We start from the raw sequence: 18,053 nt of genomic DNA on the forward strand, positions 1-18,053 counted from the left end.
GGGGCGGAACGTTCCTGTGGTCGCCCCGGGGAGGGTCACCGGCGGCCGCCGGATGGACCGCCCCGGAAACGGGAGGAGCGGAATCCACCCTGGATTCCGCTCCGGGAGATGCCTACCGGCGAAGCCCGAGATCCGCGAGGAGGCTGCGGTAGCGCTCGAGGTCCGTCTGCCGCAGGTACTCGAGCAGGCGGCGACGGCGTCCGACCATCTTCATGAGGCCCTGACGGCTGTGATGGTCCTTCTTGTGGGCCTGGAAGTGGTTCTGCAGGTAGTTGATGCGCTCGGTGAGCAGCGCGATCTGGACCGGCGCGCTTCCCCGGTCCTTGTCGTGGAGCTGGTACTTCTCGATGATGCCGGTCTTGTCGATTCCCATCGTCTTGCGTTGCCTCTCCGAGAGTCTGCGCTGCACGGGAAGCCAGGTCCTGGCCGTCTCTTTGCTAGCCCCGAAGCATAAGGGAAGCCATCACCTGGAGCAACGGCTCCGGCGCGGATGCGGGGGGTGGCCGGATCCCGGGGAGGGGGGTGCCCCGGCTTGCCCCGCTCGCCGGCCGGCCCCTAGACTCCGGGCCTTCGGCCCCTCAGCAGGAATCAGGCGGATCCCTTGAGCGCACTGCGAGCCCGGCTCGGCGAACCCGGTCCCAAGCGCCTCCTGGCCCTGGACGGGGGAGGCATCCGTGGCCTCATCACCCTGGGCTACCTGGAGCGGATCGAGGCGCTCCTGCGGGAGCAGCACGGCGCCCCCGACCTCGTCCTCAGCGACTACTTCGACCTGATCGGGGGCACCTCCACCGGGTCGGTCATCGCGAGCGCCCTGGCCATGGGCTGGCCGGTGGGCCGCCTGCGCGAGATGTACCGCACGCTGGGACGGGAAGCGTTCAAGCCCAAGCGCTCGCTGCTGGGCCCCTTCGGGCGCGTGCTCGGAGCCAAGTTCGACGAGCGCGCCGTGGCGCGCCTCCTCAAGTCCGAGTTCCGGGACGCCCGGCTGGACAGCGACCGGCTCAAGGTCGGCCTCACGGTGATCGCGAAGCGGGCGGACACCGCCTCCGTCTGGGTCCTCGTGAACATCCCCGGCCACCGCTACTACGAGATGAACCGGCACCTTCCCCTGTGGGAGGTGGTGCGCGCCTCCACGGCCGCGCCCACGTACTTCGCGCCGCAGTACATCGACGACCTCGGGGGCGGCGAGGGGGGCGCGTTCGTGGACGGAGGGGTCAGCATGCATTGCGACCCCGCGTTGCAGCTGTTCATGGTGGCCACCCTGGAGGGATTCGGACTGGGCTGGCCCACCGGAGCGGACAAGCTCCTGCTCTGCTCCGTCGGGACCGGCAGCTACGAGGCCAAGGCCCCGCCGAAGGCGCTGAAGAAGTACACGCAGCTGCATTGGCTGGCGCTCCTCATGCTCCAGATGATGAGCGATGCCGGCGAGCTCAACCGGACCATGCTGCAATGGATGTCCAACAGCCCCACCGCCTCCCCCATCGACAGCCAGATCGGTGACCTGTCCGGGGACCGGCTGACGCCCACGCCGCTGCTCCACTACCTGCGGTACAACGTCGCGCTCGACCGGGACGCGCTCGGGGGCCTCGGCCTGGACTTCAGCGCCCGGGCCGTCGAGTCCCTGCGCAAGATGGCCAACGTGGAAGGCATCCCCGACCTCGACCGGGTCGGACACGCCGCCGCGGACGTCCAGGTGCGGACCGAGCACTTCCCCGACGCGTTCGCCCGGTCGGTCGGGTGAGCTCCGGACCCGCCCCCCTCACGGTGGGGGTCACGGGCCATCGTCGTCTCGCCGCGCTGGTCGCAGAGGATCGTACCCGCCTGGAAGCGGTGCTCGCCGACCTGCTGGAGGGGCTGGCCGATCCCACCGCCCTTCCGCCCGTCCTGGTGTCTCCGCTGGCCGAAGGCGCCGATCGCCTGGCCGCCCGGACCGCGCTGGACGCCGGCTACCGGTTGGTGGTGCTGCTCCCCTTCCCCGCCGCGGACTACGAGCGGGATTTCACGGACGACGCCTCGGTGCGGACCTTCCGCTCGCTGCTGGCGCGTTCCACCCGGACGTCCGTGGTGGAGGGCAGCGGAGCGGGGAGCGCGCGCAGCGCAGGGTACGAGCGGCTGGGGGATGCGCTCATCGGCCAGGTGGACGTGGTCCTGGCGCTGTGGGACGGCGCGGCCGAGCGCGGTCCCGGCGGCACGGGCCAGGTGGTCCGGCGCGCGCTCCGGGCCGGCCGTCCGGTCGTGCACGTGGGCGTGGAGCCCCCCTTCCCCGTCCGTCTCCTGGAGAGCCCCGGCGCGACGCTTCCCCCGGTCCTGGCGCGGTGGGCCGCGTCCCGGGGCCTCGAGCCCGAGCGAGCCTGAGCGTTCGCCCGGCTCGGGTGCGCGCGGCCTATCCGCCGATCTGGCGCAGCAACCCGCGCGCCCGCTCCGTCCGGGGGTGGCCGGAGCCGTAGTTCTGCTCCAACAGCGCGACACCGCGCCGGGCGAGGCGCACCGCCTCCGCGCCCTGCCCCAGGTCGGCGCGCACACCGGCCTCGTAGAGCAGCACGTCCGCCAGCTCCTCCGGCCGCGGCGGCGCCGCTTGCTCCAGCAGCGCGCGCAGGACACCGGCCCGCTCCGCCACCATGCTCCATTCCTCCAGCACCGCCAGCGGATTGAGCAGCGCACGATGCGCCTCGAAGGCATCGGTGCCCGGGCGCTCGAGGGCGTCCAGCAGATCCCAGCCCTCGCGGACCAGCATCAGCGCGCGCGCCGTGTCACCGCGCGCGGCCGTGTAGAAGGCCACCTCGCCCAGCGTGGACGCGATCGCGGGATCGCCCGGTGGGAGCCACTCCCGTCGGAGCGCGAGCGCCTCCTCCGCCCGCTCCAGCGCCAGCGCGAAGTCGCCGAGCGCGTAGAAGGCTTCCTCCAGGCTGTCCAACCACGTGAGCATCTGCGCGGTGTCTCCGGCCGCGCGCGCGACCTCGAGCGCGCGGCCCAGGTCGGCCTCGGCACCGACGCGGTCCCCCATCTCCGCCCGCAGCGTACCGCGCGCCGCCAGGCGCGCGCCGTAGCCGCCGCCATCGCCTCCGACGTCGGCCGCCGTCTCCACGACCAAGGAGGAGTCGTAGGCGGCCAACGCGTCGGCCGGTCGCCCCGCCACGCGGTACACGTTGGCCAGGACCATCCAGGCCGTCAGGACGCGTGGGTGGTGAGGCCCCAGGCCCTCCGCCAGGACGCTCCGCCCCTCGTCGGCGAGCGCCGCCGCATCCTCGAAGCGACCCTGGCGCATCCGCAGCTGGGCCAGCTCCAACGTCGTGATGGCCGGGTGGCTGTGGCGCGCTCCGAAGGCCGCGCGCTCGATCGCGAGCGCACGCGCGAGCAGGCTGTCCGCCGCGATCAGGTCGCCGCGCTCGCGCGCGAGCGCGCCACGGAGCTTGACCGTCACCGCAACGTCTCCGTGCTCCGGACCGAAGATCCCGACCTGTCGGCGCTCGGCTTCGGCGAGCACCGAGTCCGCCTCCCCCTCACGACCGGTGGCCGACAGCACCGACGCCAGGTACTGCGCCACCGAGGCGTAGGCGTCGGGCCGCCGTCCGCCCTCGAGGCCATCGGCCAACGCCAGCGCTTCGCGATACACGGCCTCCGCGTCGTCGCGACGCTGCTCCAGGTCTCGCACGCGTCCGAGCGTGGTGAGCGTCGCGATCCGCAGGACGGTGTCGGCCGCGCCCACCTCCTCCAGCGCCTCCTCCAGCAGCGGCGCCGCCGCCGCGGCGTCTCCCGCCGCGAGCCGGAGCGCTCCCAGGGAGGCACGGGCACGGGCGCCCAGCGCGCTCCCCGCCAGCGCGGACGCCGCCTGCTCCAGGTACGGTCGCGCGGTGTCCAGGCTGTCCAGCTCCAGCAGGTCTTCGCCCAACGTCAGCCAGGTGCGGGCGCGGACGGAGTCGGGCACCCCGGCCTGCTCCTCCTGCACCGCCAGCGCCCGACGCGTGAGGCGCAGCGCCGTGGCGTACTCCTGTCTGATTTCGTACGGGCGGGACCACTCCAGGAGCGCCCGCGCCCGTGTGAGCGGCACGTCGGAGAGCTCGTCTTCGTCCAGCAGCAGGCGCGTGCCGTGGTCCAGCAGCTCCTTGACGGACCACTCCGCCCCACCGGTGTACAGCGGGCTGCCGGATCGGGCCAGGAGTCCGATCGTGAACTGGTGGGTGCGCGTCGCGCTCAAGGCCTCCTCGGACGCGCGCACGCGCGCGGTGTGCGCGCTCCAGGCCAGCCCGCCCGCGGTGAGCGTCAGCAGCGTGAGCGCCGCGAACGCGGCCCGTCGCAGCCGCACGAACCGTCGCGCCCGGAAGAGCGACACCTCCAGGAACTCCTGCTCGAGCGCGCTCAGGCCGCTGCCGCGCGCCTGCACGTCCCTGGCCTCCTCGAGCGGCTTGCCCGGCGGCAGGACGAAGTCGGGAGAGCGACCCTCCTCCATCCAGCGGCGGGCGGCCTGCGCCAATCGCGCGCGCGCTTTGAGCAGGTCCCGGTCGTCCTCCAGCCACTCCGTCAGGCGAGGCCAGTGGCGCAGGAGCGCCTCGTGCGCGATGCCCACCACCGGTGTGCCGTCCCGACCCAGGTCGCTGACCAGGAGCCGCGCCTCGACGAGCGCGTCCACGAGCGCCGCGGATGCCGAGTCGGAGGCCACCCGCTCGCGCGGTGCACGCCGCGCACCGACGGTCCCGGCATCCTCCGGATCGGCGATGACCACCAGCTGCCTCATCACGCGGTGGAACGCCCCCCGGGCCTCTGCCGAACATCCCTGGAACGCCTCCTCGGCGCGGCGGGCCAGGCTGCCCTCCATGCCGCCGATGGCGTCGTAGGCGGAGAGCGTCAGCACCCCCTCCGGTGTGCGCTGCTGATACAGCTCCTCCAGCGTGAACTCGAGGAGGGGAAGCGGGTTCGGCGTGCGCGCGGCCGCATCCCGCAGCACGTCCTCCAGACGCTGACCCGTTGCCGGGTCCTCCTCCAGGCGGAGGCCGGCGGCGGCCACCGGGTGGCGCACGATCTGCCCCAGCTCCGCCGGGGTCGGCGCGCGCAGGTCGTGCTGGCCCATGCCCTCCTTCAGCTCGAGGAGGATCGGGACCTCGGCCAGACGCGGATAGACATCCGCGCGGAGCGTGCCCACGATCCAGACGACCCCGCTCCGGGCCAGCACATCGAGCGCGCGAGCGAAACGCTGGCGCTCGTCGTCGTCCGCCTGGGTGAAGATCTCCTCGAGCTGGTCCACCAGCAGAGCCAGCCCCGCCCGTGCGCCCGCCCCTGCGCGCGCCTCCACGACCGCCAGCGCGGACCGGAGCAGCGCGGGCAGCGCCGAGGGCGAATCGCGCAGGAGGGGGGCCAGGCTCGCTGCGCCTCCCACGGCCTCCGCCAGCTCGGGCAGCGCGGTGTCGGAGAGGAGCGCGGCCGTCAGCCCGTCGAGGAGATCGCCCTCGGCGTCCCCCGGTCGCAGGATGGCGCGGCGCCACAGCCCCACGCCCTCCACCACCCCCGGTCGTGTGAGGAGCGGGAGCACGCCCGCCCGCGCCAGCGACGACTTCCCGCCCCCGCTCTGCCCGACGACCAGCACGAAGGCCCGACCCGCCTCGTGCTGCAGCTTGAGCGCATCGAGGACCTCGCCGATCGCTGCCGTGCGCCCGAAGAACACGTCGGCGTGCTCGACGTCGAACGCCTGCAGACCTCGGAACGGAGAACCCTTCGTCCACCGTGCCCCCACCGGCTCGGGTCGGATCGACCGGGTCGGGAGTCTGCGCTCCACCACCTTGCGCAGGTGCGTTTCCAGGAGCGCCTCGAACTGCTCGGGTCGGTCGAAGCTGTGGAACGCCCCCCGGAGCGTCCCCTCCTCCTCGTCGATGAACCAGTGCTGGATGAAGGCGTCGAGCGCCCGCTTCTGCTCCAGCTTGCGCAGCAGCTCGTCCGGATCGGAGAGGCTCACGACCGGATCGGTGGTCTTCCGGTACACGAGCAGGTCGGGTCGCCCCTGGGTGCGGTAGCCTTCCACCGCGTCCTCGAACTCGAACTCCGTGCCGGACGCATAGCGGCGACCGTCCGGGCGCGTGAACTCCTTGGGCAGACGGGTGCCGAGACGCGACCAGAGGATGCAGACGGTGACGTCCGTCTCGGACGGACGCACGATCTGGGTCTGGAAGGTGTGGGTGGCCACCAGCGGCTCGTGCTCCCAGAGCACGGGCTCCAGGACCACGCGACCCGCGAACTCGCCCTGCAGCCGATCCACGACCCGGCGCGCGAGCTCGCGCTCCGCGGCGACGTCTCCCGGGGAGGAGACGAAGATGCGCAGCGTGGTCACGGGCCCGCGCTCCCGTACCTCACCGCAGGATCGTCGACGCCAGCCCCCGGAACGCGGACGCGCTGTCCACCGTCAGCAGGAGGCTGAAGCCCGCCACGCGCAGGTCCGAGCGCTGACAGAACCGGGCCGGTGTGCAGGCGGCCCCCTGCAGACCCACGTCCCGGCGACTGAGCTGGAGGCCCAGGTGCAGGTCGATGGCCGAGGCTTCCGCGTTCTCTCCGAACACGAAGGCCTGCAGCCCGGACATCCCGAAGAAGAAGACGTTGTCCTGCCGGACCGACATGGCGGCGGACAGCCGGACCCGCCCGAGCGACGGCCACAGCGGGAAGTCCACGCCCATGATGGGAAACACACCCGCCTTGGCGTCCACCGTCCGTACGAAGGTGCTGTCGTGGACGAGATAGCGTGTGGTGTCGCCCTGCTGCACGATGGCGGTGTCGCTGCGCGTCACCAGCTGCGTGTAGGAGTCCTGCCGTGGGGTGTAGCCGACCCCGAAGAACACCCGCGCTCCTTGTCGGCCCGTGGCCTCGAAGAGCGTGCGCTCGTCGGGTCGACCGGCCAGGGACGCCTGCAGGTGCTGCCGACCCACCCGATCGGACAGGTTCCAACGCACGCGGGCGATGCAGCGCGTGTCCTGCCAGTCGCCGTAGACCGTGTCGGGCGACGCGCTGCCGTTCTCGGTCGGGCTGAAGACCACGGCGGTGTGCCGGCACGCGGTCTCTTCGCCCACGCCGGTGATCTCCAGGCGCAACGGCCGGGGCAGCTGGCGGCCGGCGAACCACGACTGGCCGTCTCCCGATCCGTCCGGGACCCTCCGCAACCCGGGCGTCGAACCGGTCTGGGCGACCAGGCCGGCGGGGTCCAGCAGCAGCAGGGCGAGGAGCAGCGACGGCAGGAACGCGCGCATGGGGGATCCGGGGCCAGGGGGGGGAGCCGGTCGTCGCGGTCGCCGACCGGGACCGAACGCGGCGGGGGGGGCGGACCGGCGGTCCGCCCCCCCGAGCCTCACATCAGGGCACGTAGGTGCCGCCGACGAAGAAGCCGTAGTCGAACGGAGACACCTCGAGGCTCGTGCCCACGTTGAAGGCCAGAGCCAGGTCCACGAGCCAGTTCTGCCCGGCCGAGATGCGGGCACCGGGCGCCAGGTTGACGATGTACTCCCCGTCGGCGCTCGCCCCCAGCAGCTCACCGCTGAACGCGAAGCGCTCGCTCGTGCGGTAGACGCCGGCCCCGGAGAAGTTGACGGCGGTCACACCGTCGTCCTCGTTGGTCGGGACGCTGAAGCCCAGCGAGCCGTGCAGCGTGAGCGGGCTCCCGCCGCCCAGCCGGTGGCTGATGGCACCGGAGGCGCCGACCGACGCGCCTTCCTGACCGAACCCGTCCGACGCGACGGGCAACCGCACCGAGCCGGTCGCCGCGAAGCTGGAACGGCCGTCCTGGGAGCGCCACGCACGGTACTTCGCGAAGAGGGAGGCGTCTCCCCGTCCACTGTCGTCCGAGCTTCCGGAGGGGCTCTCGAGCATCACACCCAGATAGGGCGTGATCGTGGCGCCGAGCATGAGATCGGGGTTGGGAGCGAAGACCCCCGACACCGACAGCCCGGTGGACGAGAAGGTCGCCTGCTCCGAACCGCCGAAGCCGTCGAACAGCAGCACCTCGGTCTCGACGAGGCTGAAGCCCGCATTGACCGCCCAGCCGTCGCCCAGCACCAGACCGCTCTCCGAGAGCAGGGGTGCGGAATTGATGCCTTCCTCCGTCGAGACGGCGGCAGCGCCCGTCGCCGCACCGATCGCACCGAGCTGCGCCGACAGGGGCGCGCTCGCACCCAGGCTCAGCCCCACCAGCAGGACACCCGCTCTCATCACGCCTCCAGGGAGAAGATGGACCCGCCCACCTTGATCCGGTCGCCGCTCTTGATCGTGGCTTCCTGGATGGGGCGGTCGTTCACGTACGTCGGGTTGGTGCCACTCAGGTTCTTCACCACGAACCCGTCTCCGGTGCTCAGCACCACGGCGTGCTCGCGCGAGACGCTGCTGTCGGACAGCACGACCTGACACACGGCGGGGTCGCGGCCGATCTTCACTCCCGCCCCCGTCACCGTGAACCGGTTGCCCGCCAGCGAGCCGGCCTGGGCCACCAGGTGCGCGCTCTTGGAGGCCGCCGCGGCCGGGCGGCCGTTGCCGGCACGCGCCGCGCTCGCGCTCGCCGGAGCGCCACCGACGGGCGCCGCCTTCCGCTTCGAGGCCAGACCGGAGAAGACCAGCAGGCCTCCGACCGCCACCGCCGCCAGGATGGCCCACGTGGGGATGCCGCCTCCGCCGCCCCCGCCGCCGGTCGAGGACGTCCCCTCGCCCCGGTCACGGGCCTGCATGGCGTTCAGCCGCAGCGTGCTGGCGTCCGGCAGGTCGGGCAGGATGCGGGCGGCCTCGTCGAACGAGGCGATGGCCGCGCCGTAGTCGCCGCCGTAGTAGGCGTCGAGCGCGCGCGTCCAGGTGCGATCGAACATGCCTTCCGTCGGCGCCGCCGTGGCCGGCAGGTAGCCGCGGGCGACGTTGGACGGCACGGCGAAGTTGAAGCCCTGCACCATCTGGTTGCCCTGGATGCTGCCGAAGGTGGCCATCCCCACGACCTCACCCTGGCCGTTGAACACGGGCCCACCGCTGTTGCCGTGCGTGATGGCCGCGTCCATCTGGATGACGCTGTTGCCGCCCACCGCCACCTTCACGCCGGAGACCTGCCCCCGCGTGAAGCTGGCCTGCATCTGCGACTCCGGGCTCAGGTACGGGTGCAGCAGCACCGTGCCCGGGTAGCCCCCCACGAAGATCTCGTCCCCGATCTGCACGCGATCGGAGTCGCCGATCTTCACGGTCGGCAGGTCCCGGCCCGCCACCTTGAGGACGGCCACGTCGCTGCCCGATTCGCGCGAGCCCTGCCAGGGGAAGGACGTCTTGCCGGGCAGGTTGCTCATCGGCGGGCTGTAGGCACGAACCTCCGCCGGCATCTTCTGCCAGTTCTGCAGATAGACGTCCAGGCTCTTGCGGAGGGTGATCTGCGACTTGCCCAGCAGATCGCTCGTGATCTGGTACTTGTCGTTCTCCGACAGGGCGCCGCCGCGCTGCTGTGCGATCCGATCGAATACGCCGCCGGACTCGAGCGCGCTGTAGAGGAGCTGGCCCTTGAGCTGGTTCTCGTTGGCCTCCTCATAGAGCTCGACCACGTGCCCGTTGGTCACCACGAACCCGTCCGGCGTGACGATCCACCCGGATCCGCTGCCGCTCATCTGGGCCTGGAGCTGGGTGAAGTCGTTGTCGCCGGTGGGGACGACGATGTCCGCCTGCGCCGACAGCCACACCAGCACGGTGGCCGGCTTGACCTGGTAGTACAGCCGCTGACGCTCGTCCGCGTCCAGGTCCTGGGCGCCCGCGCGCAGCGGCAGGAGCGCGCCGAGCGCGGCCAGGCCAGCCAGCAGGGCGAACGCCTTCTGCCTTCTCATCATCTTCTCTCTCCTCGGGATCGCCGTGAGCTAGTTGTCCTGGAAAACCACACACTTGAAGACCCACTCGGACGAGCCGAAGGAGACCCGGTCTCCGTCCGCAAGCGGGTGCTGGTGGATGGACTCGCCGTTGACCGACGTGCCGTTGGTGCTGTCGAGGTCGGTGATGATGAAAGCGCCGTCCTTGAAGCGGATGCTGGCGTGCCGATCCGAGATGTGGTCGTGCTTGATCACGACCTCGCACAGAGAATCCACGCCCACGACGGCCTTGGCCGCATCGATCCTGTGCATCTGTCCGCGATGCTGCCCGCGGTCGCCCACCAACCACCCGATGGCCGAGATCTCGGGAGGACGCTGCATCACCACGGTCTTGCGACCGCTGTCGTCGCGCCCCTTCATCTCCCGCTCCAGCTCCTCCGGATCGATCCGGACGGTCTTGGCCAACGCGGGGTTGGACACCTTCTGCGTCTTGTCGAGATCACTCATCGTTCACTCCTCGGGGTGGAATCCGGCTCGGCGCTCGTCTCGTCCGTCGGTTCAGCGTTCACGCGCAGAGCGCCGCTGTCGGGGATCGTCGCCGTGGCCGCGGGGGGCTCGGGGGTGGGCTCGGGCTCCGGTGCCGGCGTGCTCCAGCGCCCGGCGGCCAGAAGGGAGGCGGCGATCAGGACGGCCAGACCGAGTCCCATCCGGACCCGACCGGAGGCGCCGGGGCGCGCATCCTCCACCGCCGGCGCACCCGGAAGCGTGGCCGGGACCGCCCGGGCGGCCACCGCGTGGACGATCACCGCGGTCACGTTGTCGGTGCCGCCGGCCTCGTTCGCCAGGTCGATCAGATGGGCACAAGCCGCGTCCGGGTCGGCCTCCTCCGCCAACACCCGCGCGAGCACGGGATCCCGCACCAATCCGTGCAGGCCATCGCTGCAGAGCAGGTAGCGATCTCCCTCGACGAGCTCCTCGTGGTAGAGGTCCACCTGGAGCTGCTCCCCCACGCCCAGCGACTGCGTGAGCCAGTTGCGGTGCTCGAAGGCCTCGGCCTCCTCCTCCGTCAGGAGTCCGGCACGTTGCTGCTCCGCCACCCAGGAATGGTCCTGCGTGAGCTGCTCGAATGCACCCGCGCGCAGGCGGTACAGGCGGGTGTCGCCCACGTGACCGATGACGAGCCGATGGTCGGCATCGACCACGGCGGCCGTGACGGTGCTGCCCATCTGCGACGCGCGATCGTTCGCGTCTCCCCGACCCAGCAACGTGCGGTGGATCTCACGGAGCAGGCGGTCGAGCCACAGGCCGGCGTCGATGCGGCGTCCTTCGAGCTCGACGGCGGAGGACTGGAGGCTGTCGACGACGAGCCGACTGGCCTCGTCGCCCCCACTGTGCCCACCCAGCCCGTCCGCGACGACGAACATGGCACGGAAGGACGGATCGACGGCCGACGGCGGCGCCGCGTACAGTCCGAACGCGTCTTCGTTGCGCTCGCGTTGCCGGCCCGTGTCGGAGCGGCCGGCGAAGAGGAATCGCCAGGGTTCCATCACCACTCCCAGATGAGCCAGCGGCCGCTCTCGTTGAGCAGCGTCCAGGACGCCATGGTATCGGCGATCAGCACACGCTCCCCCGTTGCGAGCAGCCGACCGGTGAGCCGGACCGCGAACGCGACGTAGGCGACCTCCGTGTCCTCGAACTCGATCTGGATGTCGGAGACCTCGGAACGCACCTGGTCCGCAGTCGCCATCATGGCCTGCATGTCGAACGAGGCCTCCTCGCGCAGATCGGGATGGACGTCCGCGAGGAGGGCGCGCAGGTCGGCGGCTTCCGTCGCCCGTCGCTGGCGCTCCACCAGCGCGCGGATCTCCCGCCGCGCCGCGCCCTCGTCGAAGGACGAACCCGTCCTCCGCTCCGGGGGCGGGTCCGGCGTCGGCTTGACCGGTGGGGTCTCGGGTTCGACCGCACGCCGGTCGGGGGCCGTCCGGTTGGCGGGGGTCGACTCCGGCTGGCGCTCCGGTGTGTTCGTCGGCGTCGCGGGCGGTCCCGTCACGATCCCCGCGATCCGATCGGCGTCCTCTGCCGAGACGGGGGCGGGATTCGACGTGGCGGAGGGCGGCGCGTTACGCGGGCCGGACGCCGGGAGCGAGGAGACCCCCGGCCCGACGACAGGGGGCGGCGGGTCGTCCCCACCGCGGGGAATGAGCAGCGCGGCGCCGGCCACGGCGAAGACGCCGATGCCCGCCCACACCGATCGCGGCAGCCCCGCGAACGAGGGGCGGTTCAGGCGAGCGGAGACCGCGGCCCCTCCGGTGGCGGCGGCCCCGCCCGTGGCGGCGGCCAGCTGGCGCGCCTTGTCGGCGAACCCACCCGTCCGCGACGCCTCGGCCTCCGGCGCGGCCGCCGCACCCGCCCCGACCGCGGTGAACCGCCCGGAGGTGCGGCCGAGCGTCGTGCCCCCCACCCCACCGGCCTCGTAGAGGGCCTGGAGCAGGGCCTCCGCGTCGGCGAAGCGCTGCTCGGGATCCTTGGCCATCAGACGCTCGACGATCGCGATCACCGTCGCCGGCGTGCCGGGGGCCTTCTCGGACAGCGCCGGCGCCTGCTGCTGGATGTGCTGGATGGCGATGGCGACGGCGTCCTCGCCCTGGAACGGCACCTCGCCGGTCAGCATCTCGTACATCAGGACCCCGAGCGCGTAGAGGTCGCTCGCGGGCGTGACCGAGCGGCCGCGGGCCTGCTCCGGGGACATGTAGTACGGGGTCCCCAGCATCACACCGGTCTTGGTCTTCGAGTTGCCGTCGCGCATGTGCGCGATGCCGAAGTCCGTCAGCCGCGGGCGACCCTCCTCGTTGAAGAGGATGTTGTCGGGTTTGATGTCGCGGTGGATGATGCCGCGGCGGTGCGCGGCCGCCAGCGCGCTCGCGACCTGGGCGGTGATCTCGAGGGTGCGATCCACGGGGAGCGGCGACTCGCGCTCGATCACCCCCCCCAACGAGCCGCCGCCCACGAACTCCATGATGATGAAGTGCGAGCCCTCGTGCTCCTCCACATCGTAGATGTGCACGATGCCTTCGTGGGCGAGCTGCGCGAGTGTCTGCGCTTCACGCCGGAAGCGCTCCAGGTTCTCGTCGTCCGCGAGCTGGCGCGGGAGCATCTTGACCGCGACGGTGCGGTTGAGGGTCACCTGGGTGGCGCGGTACACCACACCCATGCCCCCCCGCCCGAGCTCCGACTCGATCCGGTACCGCCCGATCTGTTCGCCGACCATGCCTCCCCCGTGCTGGCGTGTCGCCTGACACGCGCGAGGCGGAGGTCGGAGGGATCACGGGGCGAGGACCGCGCAGGGCGGCGGGGGCCCGGACCCGGGGCGTCGCCTCCCCGGGAGGGACGGCCCCGCGGGCGGGATCAGGTCCGGAAGCCGGTCCGGAGCGCGTGGAGGAGCGCCTGGTCCTCCGGGGTGGCCAGGCCGGCTTCGATCAGGGCCTCCAGCCGGCTCGACGCCTCGGCGCGATAGGGGGCGGGTCGACCGTGCAGCCGGGCGAGGCGCGAATGCAGCGCTTCGACCCGTGCCAGCTCGAGCCGGCTGCGGGCGTCCGTCCCGTCCCGGTCGAGGCGGCGCAACAGCCAGGTGCGGGCCTCGGCGTAGTGGGACAACGCGTCGTCGACGTGCCCTGCCTCCTCGGAGAGGCTGGCCAGCGATCGGTGGCCGGAGGCCACGTCGGTGAGGCCCTGGGCGTTGCTCGTGTCCTGGATATGGAGCGTCCGATAGACGTCCAGGGCCGCCGTGCAGTGGGGCGCGGCGCGGCTCACCGCGCCGGCCGCCGCCTCGAGCTCACAGACGTTCTGATGGGCCACGCCCACGTCGCGCTGGGCATCCACGTTGTTCGGGGCCTCGGCGGCCAGCTGCCGACGCATGCGCAGGGATGCCTCGAAGGCGGTCCGGGCCGCGGCGCCGTCGCCTCGCTGACGGGCCAGGGTGCCGATCCGCTCCTGGACCAGCGCCCGGAAGCGTCGCACGCCCCACCCCTCCGCAGCCCCCAGGGGCGGCGCCTCCAGGCGCTGCTCGGCCTCCCCGTAGACGGCCCGCGCCGAATCGGGGCGTGCCAGATTGGGGAAGTTGGGGTTGCCGGTCAGGTCGCCCAGCTTGACGAGGCTGATGACCACGGAGAGGGCGTGGCGCACGCTGTCGGGATGCTGCTCGGCGATGATCCGGTACCCCGAGAGCGCCGCCCGGGCCAGATCCACCCCGCCTTCCACGTCACCGCGGAACGCGAGCGCGTCCCCCAGCTGCTCCTGCAGGACGGCGAGGGTGCGCCGGTAGCGCATGCTGTCGGGACGCTCGTGGACCGCCGAGCGGGCCAGCGCGATGCCCATCTCGTAGCTGCGCGCCGCCGCTCCCAGATCGCCGAGGCTGGCACCGGCCGGCTGGCCCTGCGCCAGCCCGAGACGGAGGAGCGCCTCGGCCACCTCCCATTCGAGCGCCGGATCGCCTTCCACGTCCCCCGCGAGCCCCTCCAGGCTCGCGTAGGCGCGATCCAGCAGGAGCGCTCGCGCCTCCGTGGCACCGGGAAGGTCCGAGATGGCATCGTGTACATCGAAGACCAGCGCGCCGAGGAGACGACGGACGTCCTGCGCCTGCTGCTCGGCCCGCGCCTGCGCCAGGCGTGCGCGTGCACCCTGCACCGCTGCGCCCGCCACCCCCACGGCGAGCGCCAGCGAACCGACCACCGCCACGGCCATGGACGACCGGTGGCGTTGCACGAACTTGCGCGCCCGGTAGCGCAGCGTATCCGGTTGCGCGAGCACGGGTCGTCCGCTGAGGAAGCGGCGCAGGTCCTCCCCGAGCTGGGCCGCGGAGGGATAGCGGCGCTCCGGCTCCTTGCGGATGGCCGTGAGGATGATCTGGTCCAGATCGCCGCGCAGCTCCTGCGCCCGGACGCGGGGGCGCAGCGCGCCCGCATCCGCGGAGGCGACGGCGGCGCTGGGTCGGGTCGGCTCGCGCGAGCTGACGATGCGCTCGATCTCGAAGAGGGACTCGCCCCCGAACGCGTAGGGCCCGCGACCTGCAAGCAGCTCGTACAGCACCACACCGAGCGCGTAGATGTCGGAGAGCAGCGTGACCGGCTCCCCGCGCAGCTGCTCCGGGCTGGCGTAGGCGGGCGTCAGGGCCCGGGCACCCGCCTCGGTCACCGTGCGTTCGGGATCGGTGCCCGGGTCCAGCATCTTGGCCACGCCGAAGTCGAGGAGCTTCACCACCCCGTCCCGGGTCACCAGGATGTTGCCGGGCTTGAGGTCGCGGTGCACGACCAGGTTCTGGTGCGCGTACTGCACGGCCGCACAGACCTGTCGGAAGAGGTCGATGCGCGCCTCCACGGACAGACCGCGTTCAACCACCCAGTCGTCGATCCGTTGGCCCTCCACGTACTCCATCACGAGGAAGAGCCGGCCGTCCGGAGCCACCCCGCCGTCCAGCATGGACACGATGTTGGGGTGGGCGAGCGTCGCCAGGATCTGCCGTTCCTGCCGGAAGCGGCGGATGACCTCCTCGCTGTGGCCGTAGGCGTGGATCAGCTTGATGGCGACACGCCGGTCGAACTGCTGGTCCGCACGCTCCGCCTCGTAGACGACGCCCATGCCGCCTTCGCCGATGCGACGCAGCAAGCGGTACGCGCCGATCACGGACCCCTCCCGGCCAAAGGGGGTGCCGCTGCCGGCGAGCGCAGGTCGCTCCAGCGGATCGTCGGCGCCGTCCAACGCCGTCATGAGGCTTCGCACCTCGGTCAGGAGGTCGGGATCGGAGCCGCATTCGCGCGCCAGGAAGGCGTCGCGCCGCTCCGGCTCCAGGTCCAGGACCTGGTCGAGGAGCGCCTTCACGCGTTCGCGCCGGTCGGACATCATCCCGCCGGCGCACCCTCCGGAGCCGGGCCGTCCTCGGACAGGTGCCGGTAGAGCCAGGCCTTGGCGTGGCGCCAGTCGCGCTTGACCGTAGGCTCGGAGACGCCGATGGCCTGCGCCACCTCGGCAATCTCCAGGCCGGCGAAGAAGCGCATCTCGACGATGCGGGCCGCGCGCGGATCGGTGCGCTCCAGCTCGGCCAGGGCCTTGTCCAGGGCCACCACGTCCACGCCCGGCCCCTCGCGGGCGGCCAGACCGTCGATGAGGGTCACGGCCCGCCCGCCCCCCCGTTTGGCGGCGCTGCGGCGCCGGGCGTGGTCCACCAGGATGCGACGCATGGCCTGGGCGGCGATCCCGAAGAAGTGCGCGCGCCCGCTCCAGTGGGGCACGCGCTGCTGCACCAGCTTCAGGTAGGCTTCGTGGACGAGGGCGGTCGGCTGGAGGGTATGCCCGTCCACCTCGGCCCGCAGGTGGGCGCGGGCCAACGCACGCAGCTCATCGTAGACGACGTGCAACAGCGCGGCCTGCGCCTCGTCGTCTCCCGAGGCGAATCCGTCGAGAAGGCGCGTCACGTCGCTGGGGCGGGGGGAGCCCACGGCAATGCCTCCGACTGTTCTGAGCCCGACGGGCAACACTAGCCGATCGGAGCCGGCGGGGGAACGGCCGATCCCCCGAGGCCCGCTCCTGCGCGTGTAGGGACATGGAGCCCTGGGGCCACTTCACCGTGTCCGAATACGAGGCCGTCCACCGGGTGGTGGGGGACCTCGCCGTCCATCTACGCATCGAGCGCGGCGCGCTCGTGGTGGGGATCGACGCACCGGTCGGCCCCCTCACGGGCTTTGGCCCGACCCGCGAGGAGCGGTGGGCCGCCCCCGGCCCCGCCACCTCCGTGGAGGTGGCGCCCGCCCTCCCGGACCGCCCCGTGGTCGTGGGCGTGCGCAACCCGTTCCGGCTCGCCCCGGGCGCCGAGACCCGCCTGCAGGTCCACCTGCCCATCTGGGCCCAGGTCCACCTGGAGGACGAGGAGCGCACGCTCCTGGCGGAGCTCCCGAGCGCGGTCTTGAGTCAGACCTGGTGGGGGGGCAAGACGCGAGGCGAGCTGGCCTATTGGCTTCCCGCCGAGGTCGAGCATGCCGAGGCGGACATCGCCACGGCGGCGCCCACCCGGGCCGTCTGTGTCCTGCGCATCGCGAACCGTTCGACGCGGGTGCTGGAGGTGGACCGCCTCGCGATCCGCGCTCCGCAGCACTCGCTGTTCCGCACCAGACGGGGCTTCGTCACCGACGAGGCCCGCATCGTCTACCTGGGAGAGGCCGATGCTGCCGTGGACGTGAGCGGCGCTCCCCCGGCGTTCGAGCCGGATGCTCCCCGCGTGCAGGGGCCGCGCCTGCTGCTGCCGCGCGGCCTGCGCGCGCTCACCTTCGCCCATCTCCGCAGCCTCGAGCTCTACTGATGCTCCCGCGTCTCCAGCAGATCGCCGACACCGCACAGGCGCTGGCCGACACCGCGACCGCTCCGCTCACCGACACGGTCGTCGCCGTCGCACCGGCGGTCGTCCCCACCCCGGACGAAGCCGGCTCGCTCGTGCAGGTCGCCCTCATCCTCGGGCTCGGGATCCCCCTGCTCGCCTGGATCACGCTGTGGGTCCGGAGCGTGGTGAGTCGCCGGGTCGGCCCCCACCGCGGGGTCATCACGGGCAAGCTCCTGTTCTATCCCGGTCTGGTGTTCCTCGTGGCGCTGGTCATGCGCGAGATGGGCTTCAGCCTCACGCCCATGCTCGGGGCCGCGGGTGTGGTGGGGATCGCCCTGGGCTTCGCGTCCCAGACCAGCGTATCCAACATCGTGGCCGGCTTCTTCCTGGTGGGCGAGCGACCCTTCGTCGTGGGGGACATGATCGAGGTCGGCACCACGGCCGGCCGCGTCCTCTCGGTGGGCATGCTCTCGGTGAAGCTGCGCACCTGGGACAACCGGTTCATCCGCGTACCGAACGAGAGCCTCATGCGCAGCGAGGTCACGAATCTCACACGCTTCCCCATCCGGCGGGTGGATCTCGTGGTCCGGGTCTCCTACGACGCCGACCTGGAGCGTGTCCACGACATCCTGCTCGACGCCGCGCGCGCACACCCTTCCTCGCTCATGGAGCCCGAGCCGCGCGTCTACTTCGTGTCGTTCGGAGAGACGGCCGTGCACGTGAAGCTGACGGTCTGGTCCACCCAGGAGGAGCGCCGTGAGCTCAAGCACAGCCTACCCGCGCTGATGAAGCGCAAGCTGGACGAGGCGGGGCTGCCGATGCCCCGGCTCCCCGGGGTGATGCCCCTGGCGATCGATGCCGGGGGCGGTGGAGTCTGAGGTCCGCCCGTCGTCGCCCGGTCC

At 72.2% G+C, this 18,053-nt stretch carries 14 protein-coding genes; 4 read left to right on the top strand and 10 right to left on the bottom strand.

The window, feature by feature from the left end:
- Nucleotides 1-112 precede the first annotated feature (112 nt).
- On the bottom strand, nucleotides 113-373 hold the full coding sequence (gene rpsO / locus R3E98_18330) for a 30S ribosomal protein S15 (protein MEZ4425362.1): 261 nt from the start codon (nucleotides 371-373) through the stop codon (nucleotides 113-115).
- Between the two features lie 228 nt (nucleotides 374-601).
- On the opposite strand from rpsO, the gene R3E98_18335 reads away from it, so the two are divergent.
- Nucleotides 602-1,738, top strand: coding sequence for a patatin-like phospholipase family protein (locus tag R3E98_18335; protein MEZ4425363.1), 1,137 nt, complete (start codon nucleotides 602-604; stop codon nucleotides 1,736-1,738).
- Nucleotides 1,735-2,352 carry a hypothetical protein gene (locus R3E98_18340; protein ID MEZ4425364.1) on the top strand — a complete coding sequence of 206 codons (618 nt, stop codon included), beginning with the start codon at nucleotides 1,735-1,737 and terminating at the stop codon, nucleotides 2,350-2,352. Before R3E98_18335 ends, R3E98_18340 begins: the two co-directional genes overlap by 4 nt.
- Nucleotides 2,353-2,380: 28 nt before the next feature.
- Here the strand turns inward: R3E98_18340 and R3E98_18345 are convergent, their stop codons facing one another.
- From R3E98_18345 to R3E98_18385, 9 genes are all read right to left on the bottom strand, one after another.
- Nucleotides 2,381-6,313 carry a tetratricopeptide repeat protein gene (locus R3E98_18345; protein ID MEZ4425365.1) on the bottom strand — a complete coding sequence of 1,311 codons (3,933 nt, stop codon included), beginning with the start codon at nucleotides 6,311-6,313 and terminating at the stop codon, nucleotides 2,381-2,383.
- A gap of 19 nt (nucleotides 6,314-6,332) precedes the next feature.
- On the bottom strand, nucleotides 6,333-7,220 hold the full coding sequence (locus R3E98_18350) for a hypothetical protein (protein ID MEZ4425366.1): 888 nt from the start codon (nucleotides 7,218-7,220) through the stop codon (nucleotides 6,333-6,335).
- Nucleotides 7,221-7,323: 103 nt separating this feature from the next.
- Nucleotides 7,324-8,175 carry a transporter gene (locus R3E98_18355; GenBank protein MEZ4425367.1) on the bottom strand — a complete coding sequence of 284 codons (852 nt, stop codon included), beginning with the start codon at nucleotides 8,173-8,175 and terminating at the stop codon, nucleotides 7,324-7,326.
- Nucleotides 8,175-9,809, bottom strand: a complete 1,635-nt coding sequence (locus tag R3E98_18360) for a trypsin-like peptidase domain-containing protein (GenBank protein ID MEZ4425368.1) — start codon at nucleotides 9,807-9,809, stop codon at nucleotides 8,175-8,177. The genes R3E98_18355 and R3E98_18360 overlap by 1 nt, the downstream gene beginning before the upstream one ends.
- A 27-nt stretch (nucleotides 9,810-9,836) precedes the next feature.
- Nucleotides 9,837-10,292, bottom strand: coding sequence for an FHA domain-containing protein (locus R3E98_18365; GenBank protein MEZ4425369.1), 456 nt, complete (start codon nucleotides 10,290-10,292; stop codon nucleotides 9,837-9,839).
- Complete coding sequence (locus tag R3E98_18370) at nucleotides 10,289-11,332, bottom strand: PP2C family serine/threonine-protein phosphatase (GenBank protein ID MEZ4425370.1); 1,044 nt, start codon at nucleotides 11,330-11,332, stop codon at nucleotides 10,289-10,291. The genes R3E98_18365 and R3E98_18370 overlap by 4 nt, the downstream gene beginning before the upstream one ends.
- A complete protein-coding gene (locus R3E98_18375; protein ID MEZ4425371.1) occupies nucleotides 11,332-13,053 on the bottom strand; it encodes a protein kinase in 1,722 nt (573 codons plus the stop codon). Before R3E98_18375 ends, R3E98_18370 begins: the two co-directional genes overlap by 1 nt.
- A gap of 137 nt (nucleotides 13,054-13,190) precedes the next feature.
- The gene (locus R3E98_18380; protein MEZ4425372.1) at nucleotides 13,191-15,683 is read right to left on the bottom strand and encodes a protein kinase; all 2,493 of its coding nucleotides are present in this window, start codon (nucleotides 15,681-15,683) and stop codon (nucleotides 13,191-13,193) included.
- Nucleotides 15,680-16,276 carry a sigma-70 family RNA polymerase sigma factor gene (locus R3E98_18385; protein ID MEZ4425373.1) on the bottom strand — a complete coding sequence of 199 codons (597 nt, stop codon included), beginning with the start codon at nucleotides 16,274-16,276 and terminating at the stop codon, nucleotides 15,680-15,682. The genes R3E98_18380 and R3E98_18385 overlap by 4 nt, the downstream gene beginning before the upstream one ends.
- Nucleotides 16,277-16,380: 104 nt before the next feature.
- On the opposite strand from R3E98_18385, the gene R3E98_18390 reads away from it, so the two are divergent.
- Both R3E98_18390 and R3E98_18395 read left to right on the top strand, forming a co-directional pair.
- Nucleotides 16,381-17,133: a DUF432 domain-containing protein gene (locus R3E98_18390; protein ID MEZ4425374.1), complete on the top strand. Its 753-nt coding sequence runs from the start codon at nucleotides 16,381-16,383 to the stop codon at nucleotides 17,131-17,133.
- Nucleotides 17,133-18,029: a mechanosensitive ion channel family protein gene (locus R3E98_18395; protein MEZ4425375.1), complete on the top strand. Its 897-nt coding sequence runs from the start codon at nucleotides 17,133-17,135 to the stop codon at nucleotides 18,027-18,029. The genes R3E98_18390 and R3E98_18395 overlap by 1 nt, the downstream gene beginning before the upstream one ends.
- Nucleotides 18,030-18,053 lie beyond the last annotated feature (24 nt).

The sequence above is a fragment of the Gemmatimonadota bacterium genome, from assembly GCA_041390125.1.
Taxonomy (GTDB): Bacteria; Gemmatimonadota; Gemmatimonadetes; order Longimicrobiales; family Gaopeijiaceae; genus JAGQIF01.